15 protein-coding genes are annotated in these 19,197 nt (G+C 33.5%); all 15 read right to left on the minus strand.

Annotated features, from left to right (window positions below; genetic code table 11):
- Position 1: 1 nt before the first annotated feature.
- The 15 genes from SOJ_RS09360 to rpsB all read right to left on the minus strand — a co-directional run bounded on the left by SOJ_RS09360 (position 2) and on the right by rpsB (position 19,087).
- Positions 2-997, minus strand: a complete 996-nt coding sequence (locus tag SOJ_RS09360; RefSeq protein ID WP_230456621.1) for a hypothetical protein — start codon at positions 995-997, stop codon at positions 2-4.
- Positions 998-1,521: 524 nt separating this feature from the next.
- A complete protein-coding gene (gene infB / locus SOJ_RS09365; protein ID WP_002507845.1) occupies positions 1,522-3,633 on the minus strand; it encodes a translation initiation factor IF-2 in 2,112 nt (703 codons plus the stop codon).
- 4 nt (positions 3,634-3,637) lie between these two features.
- Positions 3,638-3,955 (minus strand): L7Ae/L30e/S12e/Gadd45 family ribosomal protein, encoded by a 318-nt coding sequence (locus SOJ_RS09370; protein ID WP_002507846.1) that lies wholly within the window; start codon positions 3,953-3,955, stop codon positions 3,638-3,640.
- Complete coding sequence (gene rnpM / locus SOJ_RS09375; protein WP_002507847.1) at positions 3,952-4,236, minus strand: RNase P modulator RnpM; 285 nt, start codon at positions 4,234-4,236, stop codon at positions 3,952-3,954. Before rnpM ends, SOJ_RS09370 begins: the two co-directional genes overlap by 4 nt.
- A gap of 17 nt (positions 4,237-4,253) precedes the next feature.
- A complete protein-coding gene (nusA, locus tag SOJ_RS09380) occupies positions 4,254-5,429 on the minus strand; it encodes a transcription termination factor NusA (RefSeq protein WP_002507848.1) in 1,176 nt (391 codons plus the stop codon).
- A gap of 23 nt (positions 5,430-5,452) precedes the next feature.
- Positions 5,453-5,920 carry a ribosome maturation factor RimP gene (gene rimP, locus SOJ_RS09385; protein ID WP_002507849.1) on the minus strand — a complete coding sequence of 156 codons (468 nt, stop codon included), beginning with the start codon at positions 5,918-5,920 and terminating at the stop codon, positions 5,453-5,455.
- Positions 5,921-6,087: 167 nt separating this feature from the next.
- Positions 6,088-10,404 (minus strand): PolC-type DNA polymerase III, encoded by a 4,317-nt coding sequence (locus tag SOJ_RS09390; RefSeq protein ID WP_002507850.1) that lies wholly within the window; start codon positions 10,402-10,404, stop codon positions 6,088-6,090.
- 363 nt (positions 10,405-10,767) lie between these two features.
- Positions 10,768-12,468: a proline--tRNA ligase gene (locus SOJ_RS09395; RefSeq protein ID WP_002507851.1), complete on the minus strand. Its 1,701-nt coding sequence runs from the start codon at positions 12,466-12,468 to the stop codon at positions 10,768-10,770.
- 19 nt (positions 12,469-12,487) lie between these two features.
- The gene (gene rseP, locus SOJ_RS09400; RefSeq protein ID WP_002507852.1) at positions 12,488-13,774 is read right to left on the minus strand and encodes an RIP metalloprotease RseP; all 1,287 of its coding nucleotides are present in this window, start codon (positions 13,772-13,774) and stop codon (positions 12,488-12,490) included.
- Positions 13,775-14,101: 327 nt separating this feature from the next.
- Entirely contained in the window at positions 14,102-14,884 is a 783-nt protein-coding gene (locus SOJ_RS09405) for a phosphatidate cytidylyltransferase (protein WP_002507853.1), read from the minus strand.
- Positions 14,885-14,901: 17 nt separating this feature from the next.
- Positions 14,902-15,666 carry an isoprenyl transferase gene (locus tag SOJ_RS09410; protein WP_002507854.1) on the minus strand — a complete coding sequence of 255 codons (765 nt, stop codon included), beginning with the start codon at positions 15,664-15,666 and terminating at the stop codon, positions 14,902-14,904.
- Between the two features lie 233 nt (positions 15,667-15,899).
- The gene (frr, locus tag SOJ_RS09415; protein WP_002507855.1) at positions 15,900-16,454 is read right to left on the minus strand and encodes a ribosome recycling factor; all 555 of its coding nucleotides are present in this window, start codon (positions 16,452-16,454) and stop codon (positions 15,900-15,902) included.
- Positions 16,455-16,470: 16 nt separating this feature from the next.
- Positions 16,471-17,193 carry a UMP kinase gene (pyrH, locus tag SOJ_RS09420; RefSeq protein WP_002507856.1) on the minus strand — a complete coding sequence of 241 codons (723 nt, stop codon included), beginning with the start codon at positions 17,191-17,193 and terminating at the stop codon, positions 16,471-16,473.
- 132 nt (positions 17,194-17,325) lie between these two features.
- A complete protein-coding gene (tsf, locus tag SOJ_RS09425) occupies positions 17,326-18,204 on the minus strand; it encodes a translation elongation factor Ts (RefSeq protein WP_002507857.1) in 879 nt (292 codons plus the stop codon).
- A 94-nt stretch (positions 18,205-18,298) separates the two neighbouring features.
- Positions 18,299-19,087 (minus strand): 30S ribosomal protein S2, encoded by a 789-nt coding sequence (gene rpsB / locus SOJ_RS09430; protein ID WP_002507858.1) that lies wholly within the window; start codon positions 19,085-19,087, stop codon positions 18,299-18,301.
- Between the last annotated feature and the right edge of the window lie 110 nt (positions 19,088-19,197).

A 19,197-nucleotide genomic window follows, 5' to 3' on the forward strand; every position in this document is an offset into this window, starting at 1 on the left:
TTTAGTGTTGATGTTCTACATCTTTTTGCATTGTGCTAATTTTTCTATAAAAATCTGAATTACCTTTTTCTCGTTTTTCTCTTTGTTCTTTATTCCAATTGTAGTATTCTATTTTACTCAATTCTTGTTTTTTTCTTAAATGCATTTTGTGTTCTTGGTAACTTAGCACATTGCATAAAGTAACATGCCGATTTTGTTTTGAAGCAAGTACGAATAAATGATCAATTAGATAGTCACATAAAGAACTATGAGCAAAGTTCTTTAAAATCGAAATATATAGTTCTTCCTCACTAACAAGATATATACGATGCTTATCATCGTTTAAAAGTTTCAACAACAAATCAAAACTCATTCGCTGAGAAGGTAAGCCATGTTTAAATGTTAAAAAATCTTTTGGTATTCCTGCAGTATGACCCGATTGATAAGGGAAAAAGTTAAGTACCATAACTCTGTTTGGATCAATATTAAAACGTTTTAAAGTCGAAGAAGCGTTATATAAATATTTCATAAACCATCTATGTTTATCGATATAGGGTAAAAACAATTTCTCTCCATTAAATGTTAATCTACCTTGTATATCCAATAATATTCTTTGGCGATAATCTATCACTACAGATTCTGGTATATCGGGTTCATACATTTTAAAATCATTTTCGGGCTGTTTTTTTAATATAACAATATCTGCTAAATCAGGGTTTCCAAAATATGGTCTAGCTATAGCAGGGTTTATTTCTGCATTTTCAAATAAAATTCTTTGTCTATTTTTATCAATAATTACTTTTCCATTTGCAAAGTCTATCATTTTTTTAAATCTAGGTATTTCAGTAAAGTTATTCCCAAAATGTTCTTTAAAATACGCTAAATCCTGTGGATGTAAAAATGCTGTTGTATCATCATTTTTTATAATTTGTTCTAAAGTATTTTGATCATAAATAGAGTTATATTGCTTTAAATATTCTTGCCAAAATTCATTGATTTCCCTTAAATATTCACTCATCATTTATAACCTCCTATTTCATTTAATTGTAATTAAGTACATAGACAACTAGTGTCAATAAAATAGTTATCCCCAAATTTTACTACAATATTTTTACTTATTCGCAACCAAACAAGTACATATGATGTTGAAAAACATATGTTACCCTTTTAATATAAGATTTAATTGTTGTGAAAATTGTTTCGTTAAGGCGTTTTTTAATTTGATATTTAAAGTAAGCTACATTATTACGAGGTGTTAAAATTTCTATTTCTAGTTGAAGTTGTATAGTTGAGTCATGTTATATTTTAATCCATAAACTAAATTGTTAGATTTTTATGTAATAATATCATTATACTTATATATTTCACTTTTGGATAGCACTTTAATTCTAATAATTACATTAAAAAATCCACTCATATTTTCAACATAAAATTATAAATTGAAGTAATTATCTGCCATATATACAAATCTGAAGTCAATATAAAAAGCCTCCAAATTATTGGAGGCTTTCTTGTCATTAAATTGGATTAATCTCCAATTACTTATCTTTTTATTTCAACCATTTCGAAAGCTTCGATAATGTCGCCTTCTTTTAAGTCATTGTATTTCTCAACTGTGATACCACATTCGTAACCTTTAGCAACTTCTTTAGCATCATCTTTAAAACGTTTTAGTGTATCTAATTCACCTTCAAATTGTACAATATTGTCTCTAATGACACGAACGCCAGCATTACGCGTGATTTTACCATCAATAACATAACTACCTGCGATTGTACCAACTTTAGAAACTTTGAACGTTTGACGAACTTCTGCTTGTCCAATAATTTGTTCTTCGAATTCTGGATCTAGCATACCTTTCATTGCGAATTCAATTTCTTCTATAACACTATAAATAACGCGGTGTAGACGCATATCAACGCCTTCAGTTTCAGCAGCACGTTTCGCACCTGTATCAGGACGAACGTTAAAGCCAATAATGATACCATTTGAAGCGTTAGCTAGTGTAACGTCAGACTCGTTGATTGCACCCACAGCAGTGTGAATGATACGTACATTTACGCCTTCAACGTCTATCTTCATTAGAGATGCAGCAAGCGCTTCTACTGAACCTTGCACATCGCCTTTAATAATAACATTTAAATCTTTCATTTCACCTTGTTTCATTTGTTCAAACAAGTTATCTAATGAAACACTCTTACTTTCATGACGTTGTTGAATTACGTTCGCTTCATGGCGAGATTCACCAATACGTCTTGCTTGTTTTTCATCTTTGAAAACAACAAATCGATCGCCTGCTTTTGGCACATCATGAATACCAGTAATTTCAACTGGTGTAGATGGTCCTGCAGTTTTTATACGTTGACCTAAGTCATTGACCATAGCACGAATTCTACCATACGTATTTCCAACTACTAAAGAGTCACCAACGTTAAGTGTACCGTTTTGTACTAATAATGAGGCTGATGGTCCACGTGATTTATCTAATTCAGCTTCGATTACTGTACCAACAGCTTTTTTGCTTGGATTAGCTTTTAATTCTTGTACTTCAGAAGTAAGTACAATCATTTCTATTAAATCATCAATGCCATCTCCACTTAATGCTGAGAGTGGAACAAAGATTGTATCGCCGCCCCAATCCTCAGGTACTAAACCATATTCAGTTAATTCTTGCATTACACGATCTGGATTTGATGTCGGTTTATCAATCTTGTTAACAGCAACAATTGTAGGTACATTTGCTTCTTTAGCATGATTGATTGCTTCAATTGTTTGAGGCATAACACCATCATCAGCTGCTACAACTAAAATAGTTATATCCGTTACTTGTGCACCACGCGCGCGCATTGTTGTAAATGCTGCGTGACCTGGAGTATCTAGGAATGTAATTTTTTTACCATCATTTTCAATTTGGTAAGCACCAATATGTTGTGTAATACCACCAGCTTCTCCAGCTGTTACTTTTGTATGACGAATAGAATCTAGTAACGTTGTTTTACCATGGTCAACGTGTCCCATGATTGTAACAACTGCTGGACGTTCAACAGCATCTTCATCTTCAGTTTCATCATCGAAGTAAATTGATAAATCTTCTTCATCAATAACAATTTCTTTTTCAGCTTCAACACCGTAATCATCAACGATTAACTCTAGTGTTTCTTCATCTAATGATTGATTAATATTAGCCATAATACCAAGTAAGAATAGTTTTTTAACAATACCTGAAGACTCTACGTTTAATTTCTCCGCAAGTTCACCTACTGTAATACCTTCTTGATAAGTGATTCTTTCTGGAATTTCTTTAGGTTCTTCTTGTTTGATTTGTTTTGATTTTTTATTATTCTTTTTGTTATTCGGTTTATTGTTGTTTGATTTATTATTTTGGTTACCTTTATTATTTTGATTATTCTTGTTGTTTTGGTTACCTTTATTATTTGATGATTGTTGCTTGTTTTGAGCAGTTTTTTGTTGTTTTTTCTCTGCTTCTTTTGCTTTTTCAGGTTTGTAAATTTTATCTAATGCGTGAATTTGATTATCTTCTAACGTTTGCATATGACTTGTTACCTCAACGTCCATCTTCTGCAATTCGTCGATAATATCTCTACTCTTTAATTTTAAATCTTTAGCGTATTCGTAAATTCTTTGTTTACTCATATAGTCACTCCTTACGATATTCATCAATCATTGACAATAACTTTTTAGCAAAGCCTTGATCAGTGATTCCAATGTTTACACGTTCTGCTTTACCTAAAGCTTGTCCTAATTCAGCTCTTGTTCCAAATATACGTAATGATATATGGTAACTTTCACATTTGTTCTGCATCACTTTCATTGTGTTGTCAGAAGCATCTGTTGCAATGATTACGAGCTTTAATTTATTATTCTTCAAATCATTTATAATGACTGATTCGCCTGTTTTAACTTTTCCTGCACGCATTGCTAAACCTAAAAAATTCACGATTTTTTCTTTTGTCATTTAGGTATCTCTTCACGATAAATAAGACGTATAATCTCTTTATAAACAGGCTCTAACGTTTCAGCATCAGATTTGAAATATCTTTCTAATGTTTCTTTTTGTTGCGCTTCTTCTACTAATTTAACATTTTTAGATACATAAGCGCCACGGCCTTGTTGTTTGCCAGTTGCATCAGCAAAAATTTGTCCGTCTTTATTAATTACAACTCTAATCATGTCATTCTTAGGGTACATTTCATTTGAAAGTATACATTTACGCATTGGAATTTTTTTCTTTTTCATAAAGTTATCACCCCAAGTTATTTTTCAGCGTCTTCTTCTTCAGTTACTGTTTCAGAGTCTTCATTGACTGTGTCTTCCAAATCAACATTCTCTTCGTCAACAACATCATTAAGTTGATCTTCTGTGCCTTCAACATCTGTCGGGTAGACACCTGCTTCTCTAGCATCTGTTTCTGATTTAATATCAATTTTCCAACCAGTTAATTTAGCAGCTAAACGGGCGTTTTGTCCGCGTTTACCTATAGCTAATGATAATTGATAATCTGGCACTACAACTACAGTTGATTGATTTTCTTCATCAACAATAACTTGTAATACTTGTGACGGGCTTAAAGCATTTTTTACAAACACTTTAGGATCTTCATCCCATTGCACAATATCAATTTTCTCACCGCCAAGTTCTTCAACAACAGCTTCAACACGACTACCTTTAGAACCTACACAAGCACCTACTGCATCGATGTCAAGGTTGTCTGAGTGTACACTGATTTTTGAGCGATCGCCAGCTTCGCGAGCTACAGATTTAACTACTACTGTACCGTCAAAGATTTCTGGTACTTCTTGTTCAAATAAACGTTTTAATAGACCTGGATGGCTTCTTGAAACGTATATTTGTGGTCCTTTTGTAGTTTGTTCAACTTTGTTCACATACACTCTTATTCTTTCATTTGGAATATAGCTTTCATTTGGGCTTCTTTCTGCTTCGGACAATACAGCTTCAGTACGCCCTAAATTCACATATACATAACGATGATCTACTCTGTCAATAAGACCAGTAACAATATCATCTTCTTTGTCGATGAATTCATCATATAGTATTTCACGTTCAGCATCACGTAAACGTTGCATAACAGCTTGTTTAGCTGCTTGCGCCCCTACGCGTCCGAAATCACTTGGTGTTACGTCTTCTTCATAGATATCACCAATTTCATAAGCAGGGTTTTTTACTAGTGCCGTACTTAAGTCGATTTCTTCTCTGTTATCAAATGATTCTTCAACCACTTCTTTACGTGCGATAACATTAAATGTACCTTCGTCCATATTTAATTCAACACGAACGTTTCTTGCACTTTCATAGTTCTTTTTATAAGCAGTAATTAATGCCGCTTCGATAGCATCAATTAATACTTCTCTAGGAATTTTCTTTTCTTTTTCTAAGTACTCAGTAGCTAATAATAATTCATTACTTGACACGATTTATCATCCTCCTCGTCACGTTATATAATTACTGCATGACGTGCTTTAGCGATTTTACTTCTTGGTATTTCAACTTGTTTTGTTCTTGATTTCTCTTTAACTTCCATAACTATTGTTTCATCATCAACTGATTGCAATATACCTAACCATTCTTTTGCGCCTTCGATTGGAGCATATAAAGAAACAAATACTGGTTTAGTCACAGCGTTGCGATATTCTTTTTCTTTTTTAATTGGTCTTTCAGCACCAGGTGAGGCAACATCTAAATAATACATCTGTTCGATAGGATCTTCTGAATCCATTACTTCACTTATTTTTTCAGAAGCAAGCGCACAATCATTTAAATCTACGCCACCTTCTTTATCGATAGATACTCTTAAAAAATGATCGTTTCCTTCTTTTGTAAACTCAACTTCTACTAATTCAAAATTTAAGTCGTCAAGGACAGGTTGAATTATTGCTTCAACTTGCTCAGTTATTTTACTCATGCTGACCTCCTGTTTTGGCAAATAGAAAAGAGCGGGTATTATGCCCACTCTTTCTGCCTGAGTCTAATTTTTTAAGCACTATTATTATATCATATGTTTATTTGGTAGACAAATAACTATATTTGTAAAAAGCCTATAATGACAAGTTAATTCATGCTTTTTGTTCATTACATATCAAAAATTGATAATTGCGCTTTATCAGGTAAATTAGGTAAAGAACCTAATTCATCTAAGTATTCTATTACTTTTTGTGATAAACCAGCTTTTTTATTTAAATCTTCTTTAGATAAAAATGGACCTTCTTCACGAGCTTCTACAATTCTTTGTGCAACGTTTTCACCTAAACCTGGAACAGATATAAATGGTGGAATCAAAGTATCGCCTTCAATAATAAATTCAAATGATTTACTTTTTTCTAAACTGATTGGCTGCATACGGAAACCACGTTGTGCCATTTCATTCATTATTTCAAGCACTGTTAAAGTATCTTTTTCTTTTTTAGCTAAATCCATATAACGTGAGTACATATCATTAACAGTATTACGAATACTTTCTTTATCTTTAATCATTGTAATTAAATCAAAGTCAGATGCGCGTACTGTGAAATAACTTGCATAATAATATAGTGGATAATGTACTTTAAAGTAAGCAATTCTTACCGCCATTAACACATAAGCTGCGGCATGGGCTTTAGGGAACATGTATTTTATTTTTCTACATGAATCTAAATACCAATCAGGTACTTCATTGTCTACCATTGCTTCGACCATATCGTCAGTCAACCCTTTACCTTTACGCACAAATTCCATTGTCTTAAAGGCAAGTGACGGCTCTAAACCATTATACATTAAATAAACCATAATATCATCACGACAACATATTACACTCGCTAAATCACATTTACCTGAACGTATTAAATCTTGAGCGTTCCCTAACCATACATCTGTACCATGTGATAATCCTGATATCCTAACAAGTTCTGAAAATGTTGTTGGTTTTGTGTCTTCTAACATTTGTCTAACAAAGCCAGTACCAAATTCTGGTACACCAAACGTGCCAGTTTTACATAAAATTTCCTCTTGTGTAACACCTAAAGGTTCAGGCGAACTAAAGATGCCCATCGTTTCTTTATCATCCACTGGAATTGTTTTGGGATCTATTCCTGATAAGTCTTGTAACATACGAATCATTGTTGGATCATCGTGTCCAAGTATATCTAACTTTAGAACGTTATCATGTATGGAGTGGAAATCAAAATGCGTTGTCATCCAAGATGAAGACTGATCGTCCGCTGGGAACTGTACAGGTGTGAAATCATATATATCCATATAATCAGGTACTACAATAATACCACCTGGATGTTGTCCAGATGTACGTTTAACGCCTGTACAACCTTTAACAAGTCTATCTACTTCTGCGCCACGTTTATGGATACCTTGGTCATTTAAATAACCCTTCACATAACCAAAAGCTGTTTTCTCTGCGACTGTACCAATTGTTCCAGCACGGAATACTTTATCATCACCAAATAATTCTTTTGTATAATTATGTGCATTCGGTTGATATTCTCCACTAAAGTTCAAGTCAATATCTGGTACCTTATCGCCTTTAAAGCCTAAGAATGTTTCGAAAGGAATATCTTGACCTTCTTTAATAAGGTCGCTACCACAAGTTTCACATTTTTTATCTGCTAAATCAAAACCAGAGCCAACAGAGCCATCATCAAAGAATTCACTCGTTTTACATTTTGGACAAATGTAATGTGGTGGCAATGGATTAACTTCTGTGATTTCTGTCATAGTTGCTACAAAACTTGATCCTACAGAACCACGTGAACCAACGAGATATCCGTCATTTAAAGATTTTTTAACAAGTCGTTGTGAAATGAGGTATATAACAGAGAAGCCATTACCTATAATACTCTCTAATTCTTTTTCAAGACGATCAATTACAACTTGTGGTAAATCATCACCGTAGAGGTCTTTTGCATTAGAATAGCTCATTTCTCGAATTTCTTCATTTGCGCCTTCCATTCTTGGTGTATATAGCTCATCTTTAATTGGAACAACACGCTCTATACGATCTGCTAGCTCATTAGTATTCTTAATGACAAGTTCATAGGCTTTTTCTTCACCCAAGAAGTGCAATTCGTCTAACATTTCGTCTGTAGTTCTAAAATGCGCCTTTGGCAATGTAGAACGGTTTAATGGATTACCAGGTTGTGCAGCAATCAATATTTTACGCGCAATCGAATCATGTTCATTCAAATAGTGTGCATTTCCTGTAGCTATAACAGGAATATCGTTGACTTCACCCGCACGAATTAAACGATTATATATTTCATATAATGTTTCATTATCACGTATCAGTTCTCTATCAATTAAGCCTTGGTATAAAGCAGGCGGTTGAATTTCTATGAAATCATAGTATTGAGCTATACGTTCAACTTGAGACTGATCTTTTTGCATTACTGCAGTAAATACTTCTCCTTCGTCACATGCAGAACCAACGAGAATACCTTCACGATATTCATCTAATAATGAACGTGGAATTCTAGGTGTTCTATAATAATATTGGACTAAGGACGCACTTACAATCTTGAATAAGTTTTTAAGACCTTGTTGATTTTGAACAATAAGTGTGACGTGGTTCGGACGTGCACGTTTGTATGCATCTTCATTTGATAACGATGTATTAATATCTTGGTGATTATGAACGTCAAGTTCTTCTAATTGTTTAAGCATTTTAATAAACATATAAGCCGTTGCTTCCGTATCATAAATTGCTCTATGGTGTTGTGTTAACTCTACGCCGTATTTTTTGGCTAAGAAGTTCAATCCATGTTTACCGTATTCAGTATTGATTGTTCTTGATAATTCAAGTGTATCTATTACAGCGTTTGTAGACGCACCAATACCGACATGTTCATATCCAGTATCTATAAAGCCCATATCAAAGGATGCGTTATGAGCAACGAAAATAGCGTCCCCTACCCATGCTTTAAACTCTGTAAGGACTTCTTCTATCTCTGGTGCATCAACTAACATATCATCCGTAATATGTGTCAAATTAATAATAACATCGGATAAACGTTCATGTGGATTACTAAAACGTTCAAACTTATCAATGATTTCCCCGTCTTTAACTTTGACTGCAGCGAGCTCGATAATTTTATCGTATTGATTGGATAAACCGGTCGTTTCAACGTCGAATACAACATATGTTGCGGTTTTCAAATCACGGTCCATAGGTTTGTATGCAATAGGTACACCATCGTCAACTAACATACCTTCCATTCCGTAAATCATTTTAATACCATTTTTTTCAGCTGCCGCATGTGCGTCTGGAAAGGCTTGTACACCATTATGGTCAGTCACTGCAATAGCTTTATGACCCCACTTTGCTGCTTGATCTACGTACGCTGAAATATTAGGTATGCCATCCATTTGACTCATTGCCGTATGCAAATGGAATTCTACTCGTTTTTCTTCAGATTTATCTTGTTTCGTAGCTTTTTTAATTTCTTCAATATCTGACATCATCATCACTAAATCACGAACAAATGAATCTTCTTCTATGCGTCCTTGTGCGCGAACCCATTTACCGACGCTCAATGCCTTAAAGTTATCTAAATCATCTTTGTTTTTACGAGTGAACATTTTTAATACGAGCGAATCTGTATAGTCAGTTACTTTCAACTCTACAATGTGTCGCCCGCTCTTCAACTCTTTTAAGTTAATATCAAAAATAACACCTTCAACTGCTACTTTGAATTCTTCTTCAATAATAGAATCTATAGGTTTAATATTATCAATTGGGATTGGTTTACCAATTTGACACTTAGTTACCGAACTTTCATTATTATCTTGTTGTTTTGCCTTCTCGGCTTTCATTTTTTCTAATTTTTCAGTAGCTTCACGTGCACTCTTTTCATCTTCTTCTTGAATATGTGCTTCTAATGATGCTAAATCATCTTCGTTTCCAACGCTATCCGTTTCAAAAACTATCTTACTAATATCGAATCCACACTGTTGAAAAGCTTTAACTAAGCTACCATTACAGGCTTTATCAAAATGATCTCTCTCGACATCATTTTGACAAGTTACTTTTAGAACATCTCCCGACATAATTAAGCGTTTTTGCTTTAATTGTCCTTTTACTTTAGGTGAAAGTTGTGTTTGATCAATACAATGATTAAAATACTTTATCGCATATTCATCTTGATTTGATTTATTATTTATCGTAATATTACATTCTACATTTGCAATTGATTTAAACTCTTCTGTAATTGCACCTGTAAAAAGCAAATAATCTTCTATTGATAGAAAGTGTGGTAATGTGATTTGAAACACCCATGTACGATCTGTTGTCTTAACATCCACACGCGTTAGTTCACTTTGTTCCAAAATTTCTGGTTCCAAATGGTTTGTTATTTTAATTTGGTCAGCTAGGATTTTAAATTTTTCCTGATTTGTCATTGCCATGACGATAACCACCTTACTATTAATTACACTGCTTTACTTGTATATAATTACTTACATTAAATGACGGTGTATGTATTATTATTCCATTCTCTATATTATAACGGATATGTGTGAAATTCTAATAGTTAAACTTAATAAATTAAATTCATATTTTTGTGAATAATAAATGGGAGCGGAACAGAAATCAAACTTTAAAATTTGATTTCGTATTCCCGCCCCCTCTTTAAAAGTTTGAGTCAAACATATCTAAAAATGAGACAGCTAGTGTATATTTTTTAATTTACACTCACAAATATAGATTGTTGAATTTATGCGCCAGCCTTATGATTTTATATAAGTAACATCTAGCAATTCCCTTATAGATTATAAATTTGTGTATAATTCATTTACATAATTGATTAAATTATCGATATGCACATCTTCACTGTCACCAGTATCGCGACGTTTAACTTCTACAATGCCTTCTGCAGCATTTTTGCCTACGACAATACGTATTGGTAAACCGATTAAATCAGCATCATTAAATTTCACACCAGCACGTTCTTTACGGTCATCATAAAGTACATCATAATTTTCTTTTAATTGCGTATATAATTGATCCGCTAATTCACGTTGGTCATCTTTTTTAGGATTGATTGTGATTAAATGTAATTCAAATGGTGTGACTGATTTTGGCCAAATAATACCATTTTCATCGTTATTTTGTTCAACAATTGCACTTAATGTTCTTGAAATACCAATGCCATAACATCCCATTAATAATGGTTGTGCTCTACCTTGGTCATTTAAGAACGTAGCGTTCATTGATTCAGAGTATTTTGTTCCAAGTTTAAAGACTTGGCCTACTTCAATACCTTCTGCAAAGTGCGCTTTGTCTGAGCTATCTGCTAATAATTCACCTTCTAAAATGAATCTAAAATCTCCATAGGCTTCTACTTCAAAGTCACGATCGACATTTGCGTTTAACAAGTGATATCCATCTTCATTCGCACCAACGACGATATTATTCAAATCTTGAATGAAATTATCTGCATAAATTTTAATGTCTTTATCGAAAACTGGACCCAGTGAACCTGGTTTTGCACCTAAAATATTAATAATTTCATCTTCAGTTGCTAGCTCCACATTGTCAGTACCAAAATAAGCTTTTAATTTAATATCATTAATTTCATGGTGACCTCGAACTAATACTAATATAAATTCACCATCGACATTAAATATCATAGATTTAGTAATTTCGTCTAATGGTTTATTTAAAAATGTCGCAAGATCTTGTGCTGTATGCACATTTGGCGTTTCAATTTTTTTTAACGGTTGTACATCTTCATGTTTTTTATTAGGATGGTAAACCACTTCAGCTTTTTCAATATTTGCAGCGTAATCACTTTGCTCACTGTACACAATCGTGTCTTCACCGATTTCGCTTAACGCCATAAATTCATGTGTATGACTACCACCAATTGCACCTGAATCAGCAACAACAGGTCTCGCGTTAATACCTACACGATTAAAGATGCGACCATATGCATGGTACATATCTTCATATGCTTCATCTAGTGACGCTTCATCAGCATGAAAAGAATAAGCATCTTTCATTATAAATTCTCTACCACGTAACAGACCGAAACGTGGACGCTTTTCATCTCTAAATTTAGATTGTATTTGGAAAAGTGTCATTGGCAGTTGTTTATATGATTTCAATTCATCACGAACAATTGAAGTCACAACTTCTTCATGTGTTGGTCCAAGCGCAAATTGACGGCCATTACGATCTTGTAAACGCATAAGTTCTGGACCATATGCACTCCAACGTCCTGATTCTTCCCATAATTCTGATGGTTGCAATGCTGGCATTAATATTTCAACCGCATCAATACGCTCCATCTCTTCGCGTACGATAGCTTCAATATTATTTAATACTCTCGCTGCAATTGGTAAGTAACTGTAAATTCCACTTGTACTTTGTTTGATTAAGCCTGCTTTTAATAATAGTCGATGGCTTAATGCCTCAGCACCAGCTGGCACTTCTTTCATAGTTGGTATAAATACTTTTGATTGTTTCATTTAAATGCTTCTCTCCCTCTTATAAGAAATAACGCTGAATATCGTTCCAAGTCACTAATACCATAACGATTAATACAAATACGGCACCAATGGCGATAATTGTAGTTTCTGCTTTTTTATTTACTGGTTTTCTAAAGATTGCTTCATAAATTACAAATAAAATTCGTCCACCATCTAACGCTGGTACTGGTAGTAAATTCATTAATCCTAAGTTAACGCTTAGCAAAGCAGTCCATGAAATCAAGTTAATTATACCAGTTTTAACGACAGAGTCGACAGTATGATATATACCTACTGGACCATTCAACATATCAAATGAGAATTCTCCAGTGAAAATGCTTGCAATCATACTTACAATTGCAGTGAAAATAATTTTACCTGCACTAAGTGTTTGTTCCACACCCGCTGCAATTGGTTTGAAAATAGTGTGTTCAGTCGTTGCACTATAACCTAATAAATATTTTGTTTCTGAGTGTGTTTTCGTTACTTTTTGTTCAATCTTTTTAGGTTTAATATCAAATGTTTGTTTGTTGCCATCACGTTCGACGACTAATTTTGTCTCGTTATCTTTAATTTCTTTTACTGCTTTATCAATATCATCTTTACCATCAATATTATGGTTTCCTACTTTAACAATCGTGTCCCCAGATTTAAGACCTGCTTGTTCAGCAGGTGAATCTTTAACAACTTCATCAACTGAATTTGTTGCTGTACCTTGATAATATGCTAGACCAATAAATAATACTAATGTAAGTAAGAAATTAAACAATGGTCCTGCGAATAAAGTCAAGAATTTTTGATAAGGTTTTTTATACGTGAATTGACGATCTCTAGGTGCAATTTGAATTAAACTACCATTCTCTACAAAGTAAGACGTTTTAGCTATTGCATAGCGTTGTCTTTCTTGATTATATGATGTTACCCCTTCAATGAATAAGCCATCTTTAAAATCACATTGTTTTACTTCTATTGCTTCAATTTGTTGAAATTTGTGTTGATCATCTAAAATGATGTGCGTAATTTCATCTTTGTCATTTAATTTTATTTTTACATGCATACCTGGTTGAACTGGTGGTTCTTCTAAACCATCACCAGCCATGCGTACGTAACCTCCGACAGGTAATAATCGAATCGTATATAATGTCTCATTTTTTCTGAAACTAAATATTTTAGGCCCCATACCAATTGCAAATTCCGGACACATAATGCCTGCGCGTTTTGCAAAAAACATATGTCCGTACTCATGAACTGTGACAAGGACACCAAAAACGATTATAAATGAAATAATTGTTACTAGAAAACTCACTTTGCTACACCTCATATTTTCGAAATAAATTGCTTGCTCATACTTCATATATTAATTCATATGATTCATTTTCTTATGACTAACTGCTTACTTTAGATTATAAAAGTATAACACAACAATGCTGAGTGACACACGTAACTTTAATATGTCTTCTAGTCACTCGCTTACATTATTCTTATCATTGTACAGTCGTAATTACACAAAGTATTTTTGCTTGTGAAAAGGAGTTAATAAATAAAATAACTGCATTGAAGCACTCAGTTATTTTATCTCATTAACTCCTTATTTTTGTTTATATAATTGTATAGTATCACTATGAATCTGTAGTTAAGCTTGTATTAACAAGATGTTTAATAGTGGCAATACAAACATAAAACTGTCAAAGCGATCTAAAATGCCACCATGACCAGGCAAAATACGACCAGAGTCTTTCACACCAAAATGGCGTTTGAAACCTGATTCAACAAGGTCACCAAGCTGTCCAAACATACTTAAAATGATCGTAACAATTAATAATATCCACGTTGCAATATTAAAGTCTACAAACATAATCATAACAAGTGGAATAATTAAACTACAAATCAATCCGCCAACAAAACCTTCTATTGTTTTATTAGGACTAATCACAGGCCATAATTTATGTTTGCCCATTAAGCGACCAAAAATATAAGCCCCTGTATCTGTTGACCATACGATTAGAAATGCAAATAGTATGTAGTGTAAGCCTTCAGATCGTGTTTCATAAAGATACATGAAACCAATACCAACATACGCAATCGTCATTAGACAAAATGCAGCGTCCATAAAACTAAATCTATTTTTAGAAAGCACTGTATAACTTAATAAAATAAAACTCATTGCTATTAATGACTTTAATTGTAAATCATTAACCCAGTTACCCGCGCCTTGAGGTAACATAATAATTAAAATTCCTAACGCACTTATGATACCTGGCACCGATAAAAACTTAATCATATTCATATTCAGCAATTCTTTCAATGCTATGAACGCTAATAAATACGAAAACAGCATTAATATAACTCCGCCCTTTAGTAAGACCGGGAGGAAAATGATAAGTCCTATGATTGCCGTCAAAGTTCTAACTTTCATACTATTCTCCTAACTACTTATAATCCCCCAAAACGCCTTTGACGAGATTGATAAATTTTAATACAGTTTATTAATTCTTCTTTATCAAAATCTGGCCATAATTTTTCATTAAATAAAAATTCACTGTAAGATACTTGCCAGATTAGGAAATTACTAATACGTTGCTCTCCTGATGTTCTAATCAAAAGATCTGGGTCAGGGTAGCAATGAGTCATTAAATGCTCATTAATCATTTCTTCAGTGATTGCTTCACTTGTTAAACCTTCAGCAGTCAATTTGTCGTAAATTGATTTCACACTGTGGACAATTTCGGCTCGTCCGCCATAATTTATAGCAAAGACCAATTTTAAGCCCGTATTATTTTTTGTTTCTTCTTTTGCTTTATCTATCGCTTTAAGTGTAGATGTTGGTAAATGCTCAATAAAACCAATCGTCTCTACTTTAACATTATTTTCTATCAACTCTGGTAGAAATGTTCTTAAAAAGTTAACTGGCAAGTTCATGATGTAATTCACTTCATTTTTAGGTCTTGTCCAATTTTCTGTAGAGAAAGTATACAATGTTAAATATTTAATTCCTAAATCACTAGCTGCTTTAGTAATTTTTTTAACAGTTTGCATACCTTGGTAGTGACCTTTTATTCTAGGCAATTTTCTTTGTTTAGCCCAACGACCATTACCATCCATAATTATAGCAACATGTTCGGGTATATTATGTACTTCCAAATCTATATCGGATTGCTTATACTGATTTTCTTTCTTCTTTTTTAACTTTTTAAACATGGTATTTCCTCCGAGCTTGATCATCTCTGTTTATTATAATTAGATTCTAGATGCAATTATCTACCATTTTATCATAATAGATAGGTGCATTGAATAAACAAATAAAAAAACTGTACCAAAGTCTGATTTGATACAGTTCAGATAAATAAATGATATACTTCTTCTTCAAGCTCTAACTATAAGTAATTATATACCTTAATGAGTGAATAGAAGTATAATCATCATTACCATGTTTATACTGACATTATATCTTTTTCTTTTTCTTCTAATAATTTATCAATTTCTTTAATTGAGTTGTCAGTTAATTTTTGTACATCATCTGTTTGTGATCTTAAATCATCTTCAGTGATATCGCCATTTTTTTCTTGTTTTTTAAGTACATCATTTGAATCACGACGAACATTTCTAACTGCTACTTTCGCATCTTCGCCAATTTTCTTAACTTCTTTTACAAGCTCTTTACGGCGATCTTCAGTTAATGCTGGAATAACAATACGTATAACTTCTCCGTCACTTGAAGGATTCACACCTAAGTTAGCAGCATTGATAGCTTTTTCAATATTACCGACAGATGATTTATCATATGGTGCAATTACTAATAAACGTGCTTCTGGCACATTGATACTAGCAAGTTGTTGAACTGGTGTTGGAGCACCATAGTAATCAACATTTACGCCATTTAATAAATTGGAGTTGGCTCTTCCGGCACTAATATTAGCTAATTCTCTTGAAAGATTATCAACAGATTTTTGCATTTTTGATTTCGTATCATTAATAATGTCGCTCATTCTCATACACCTCTAATTATTTTGTTATTATTGTTCCTATTTTTTCACCCATTACTGCACGTTTAATATTACCTTCTTCAGTAATTGAGAATACATTCAACGGAATGTTATTATCCATACAGAATGAAGATGCTGTTGAATCCATTACTTGTAAACCATCTTGTAACATTTGAATATGAGTAAGATGTTCATACTTAATAGCATTAGCGTCTACTTTTGGATCAGCAGAGTAAACGCCATCCACATTATTTTTACCCATTAAGATAACATCGGCTTCAACTTCAGCCGCACGTAGAGCTGCTGTAGTATCAGTTGAGAAGTATGGATTACCAATACCCGCTGCAAAAATAACTACACGTTTTTTCTCTAAGTGTCTAATTGCACGACGACGAATGTATGGTTCTGCAACTTGTTTCATTTCAATTGAAGTTAAAACGCGTGTGTCACATTCTAATTGTTCAAGGCTATCTTGTAGCGCTAAAGCATTCATTACCGTAGCTAACATACCCATATAATCAGCAGTACCACGATCCATGCCTAGGTCACTACCCGTTTTACCTCTCCAAATATTACCTCCGCCAACGATAACTGCAATTTCGCAATCCATCTTTGCAACTTCGGCTACTTGTTCAGCCACACTTTTAATCGTAATTGGATTAATTCCAAATCCATCGTTACCTGCTAGTGCTTCGCCACTTAATTTTAAAACAACACGATCGTATTTAGAAGTTTGAGCCATTGTCTTATCCTCTCTATTGTAAAAATATGTAATTGATACAAGTAAAGAAGACACAATAGGTCTTCCAATACAAAAGTAAATCTTTCATACGGAGCACAAAGGTGTCTTCTTTCTTGTTTTAACTATGAAAAATTATTTCATTTGTCCTTTTACTTCGTCAGCAAAGTTTTCTTCGCGTTTCTCCATGCCTTCGCCTACTTCATAACGTAAGAAGTCAACAAGTTTTCCACCTTTTGATTTCAAGAAAGCTTCAACTGTTTGATCAGGATCTTTTACAAAGTTTTGGTCAACTGCACAAATTTCTTGTAAATATTTACGTAAACGACCTTCAACCATTTTTTCTACAATTTTCTCTGGTTTGCCTTCGTTTAGTGCTTGTTGTTTTAAAACTTCTCTTTCGTGATTGATTTCATCTTCGCTTACTTGTTCAGATGAAACATATTTAGGGTTGATTGCAGCAATGTGCATAGCTACGTCTTTAGCTGCTTGGACATCAGTTGAACCTTCAACTACAGTTAACACACCGATACGTCCGCCCATGTGTAAATAAGAACCAAAAGCATCATTGTCTGATTTTGTTCTAATAGCAAAACGACGGATACTTAATTTTTCTCCGATAGTTGAGATAGATTCTTTAACACGTTGGTCTACTGATTTACCATCAGCTAATGTAGTTTCTAATAAGGCTTCTACTGTTTCAGCCTTTGTTTCTAATACTTGATTAGCAATTTCTTTCACTAATTCTTGGAAACCTTCGTTACGAGCTACGAAGTCAGTTTCTGAATTAATTTCTACAATTGCTGCTTCATTGCCTTTTTCTTCAACATGAACTAAACCTTCTGCCGCAATACGGTCAGATTTTTTAGCAGCTTTTGCAATACCGTTTTCACGTAAGTAATCAATAGCTTTGTCGATGTCACCATCAGTTTCTGTTAAAGCTTTTTTACAGTCCATCATACCTGCACCAGTTTTTTCACGTAATTCTTTTACAAGTTTAGCTGAAATTGCCATTTCATATTCCTCCATTATTTAATGAATTTTAATATATTTGTTTTTAAAAAAGGGTGATAAGCTTGAATATCTTATCACCCATTTTACATTATTCTTAGTTTGATTCAACAGAAGTGTTTTCTTCAGTTGTTCCTGCTTCAGTAGCTTCTTTTGATTCTTTTAAATCAATATTTTGTTCTGCTGCTACTTCTTCATTAGATACACCTTGTTGACCTTCTAAGATCGCATCTGCCATTTTACCAGTTAATAATTTAACGGCACGAATAGCATCGTCGTTTGCTGGGATAACGTAATCAATTTCATCTGGATCACAGTTAGTATCCACAATACCAACGATAGGGATGTGTAATTTGCGTGCTTCAGCAATTGCGTTGCGCTCTTTACGAGGGTCAACTACAAATAATGCTTGAGGCATTGATTTCATATCACGAATTCCGCCTAAGAATTTGATTAAACGGTCGTATTCTTTTTTAAGTTCTACAACTTCTTTTTTAGGTAATACTTCGAATAAGCCATCTTCTTCCATTTTTTCAATCTCAGAGATGCGTTTGATACGTTTAGAAATTGTTTTATAGTTAGTTAAGATTCCACCTAACCATCTTTGGTTTACATAGAATTGACCCGCACGTTCTGCTTCAGCTTTCACTGAGTCTTGCGCTTGTTTTTTCGTACCAACGAATAAAACTTTTCCGCCATCTTCTGATACTTGTTTAATGAAGTTATAAGCTTCTTCTACTTTTTTCACTGTTTTTTGTAAATCGATAATGTAAATACCGTTTCTTTCAGTGAAAATGTATCTTTTCATTTTTGGGTTCCAACGACGTGTTTGGTGACCAAAGTGAACGCCTGCTTCTAGTAATTGTTTCATTGAAATTACTGCCATAATTAAAATCCTCCTATTGGTTTATTACCTCCACAAAAAGCTCATATAAACACGATAACTAAATATCGCACCCTTTATACTTGCACTTTTTGTGTGCGTATTGGCTTCAT

This window comes from Staphylococcus sp. OJ82 (assembly GCF_000294465.1).
Classification (GTDB): domain Bacteria; phylum Bacillota; class Bacilli; order Staphylococcales; family Staphylococcaceae; genus Staphylococcus; species Staphylococcus equorum.

What these genes read in the sequence shown, in the direction of transcription:
- SOJ_RS09360 (WP_230456621.1), bottom strand. Translation starts at nt 997, where the DNA reads ATGAGTGAATATTTAAGGGAAATCAATGAATTTTGGCAAGAATATTTA.
- infB (WP_002507845.1), bottom strand. Translation starts at nt 3,633, where the DNA reads ATGAGTAAACAAAGAATTTACGAATACGCTAAAGATTTAAAATTAAAG.
- SOJ_RS09370 (WP_002507846.1), bottom strand. Translation starts at nt 3,955, where the DNA reads ATGACAAAAGAAAAAATCGTGAATTTTTTAGGTTTAGCAATGCGTGCA.
- rnpM (WP_002507847.1), bottom strand. Translation starts at nt 4,236, where the DNA reads ATGAAAAAGAAAAAAATTCCAATGCGTAAATGTATACTTTCAAATGAA.
- rimP (WP_002507849.1), bottom strand. Translation starts at nt 5,920, where the DNA reads ATGAGTAAAATAACTGAGCAAGTTGAAGCAATAATTCAACCTGTCCTT.
- SOJ_RS09390 (WP_002507850.1), bottom strand. Translation starts at nt 10,404, where the DNA reads ATGGCAATGACAAATCAGGAAAAATTTAAAATCCTAGCTGACCAAATT.
- SOJ_RS09395 (WP_002507851.1), bottom strand. Translation starts at nt 12,468, where the DNA reads ATGAAACAATCAAAAGTATTTATACCAACTATGAAAGAAGTGCCAGCT.
- SOJ_RS09405 (WP_002507853.1), bottom strand. Translation starts at nt 14,884, where the DNA reads ATGAAAGTTAGAACTTTGACGGCAATCATAGGACTTATCATTTTCCTC.
- SOJ_RS09410 (WP_002507854.1), bottom strand. Translation starts at nt 15,666, where the DNA reads ATGTTTAAAAAGTTAAAAAAGAAGAAAGAAAATCAGTATAAGCAATCC.
- frr (WP_002507855.1), bottom strand. Translation starts at nt 16,454, where the DNA reads ATGAGCGACATTATTAATGATACGAAATCAAAAATGCAAAAATCTGTT.
- pyrH (WP_002507856.1), bottom strand. Translation starts at nt 17,193, where the DNA reads ATGGCTCAAACTTCTAAATACGATCGTGTTGTTTTAAAATTAAGTGGC.
- tsf (WP_002507857.1), bottom strand. Translation starts at nt 18,204, where the DNA reads ATGGCAATTTCAGCTAAACTTGTAAAAGAATTACGTGAAAAAACTGGT.
- rpsB (WP_002507858.1), bottom strand. Translation starts at nt 19,087, where the DNA reads ATGGCAGTAATTTCAATGAAACAATTACTAGAAGCAGGCGTTCACTTT.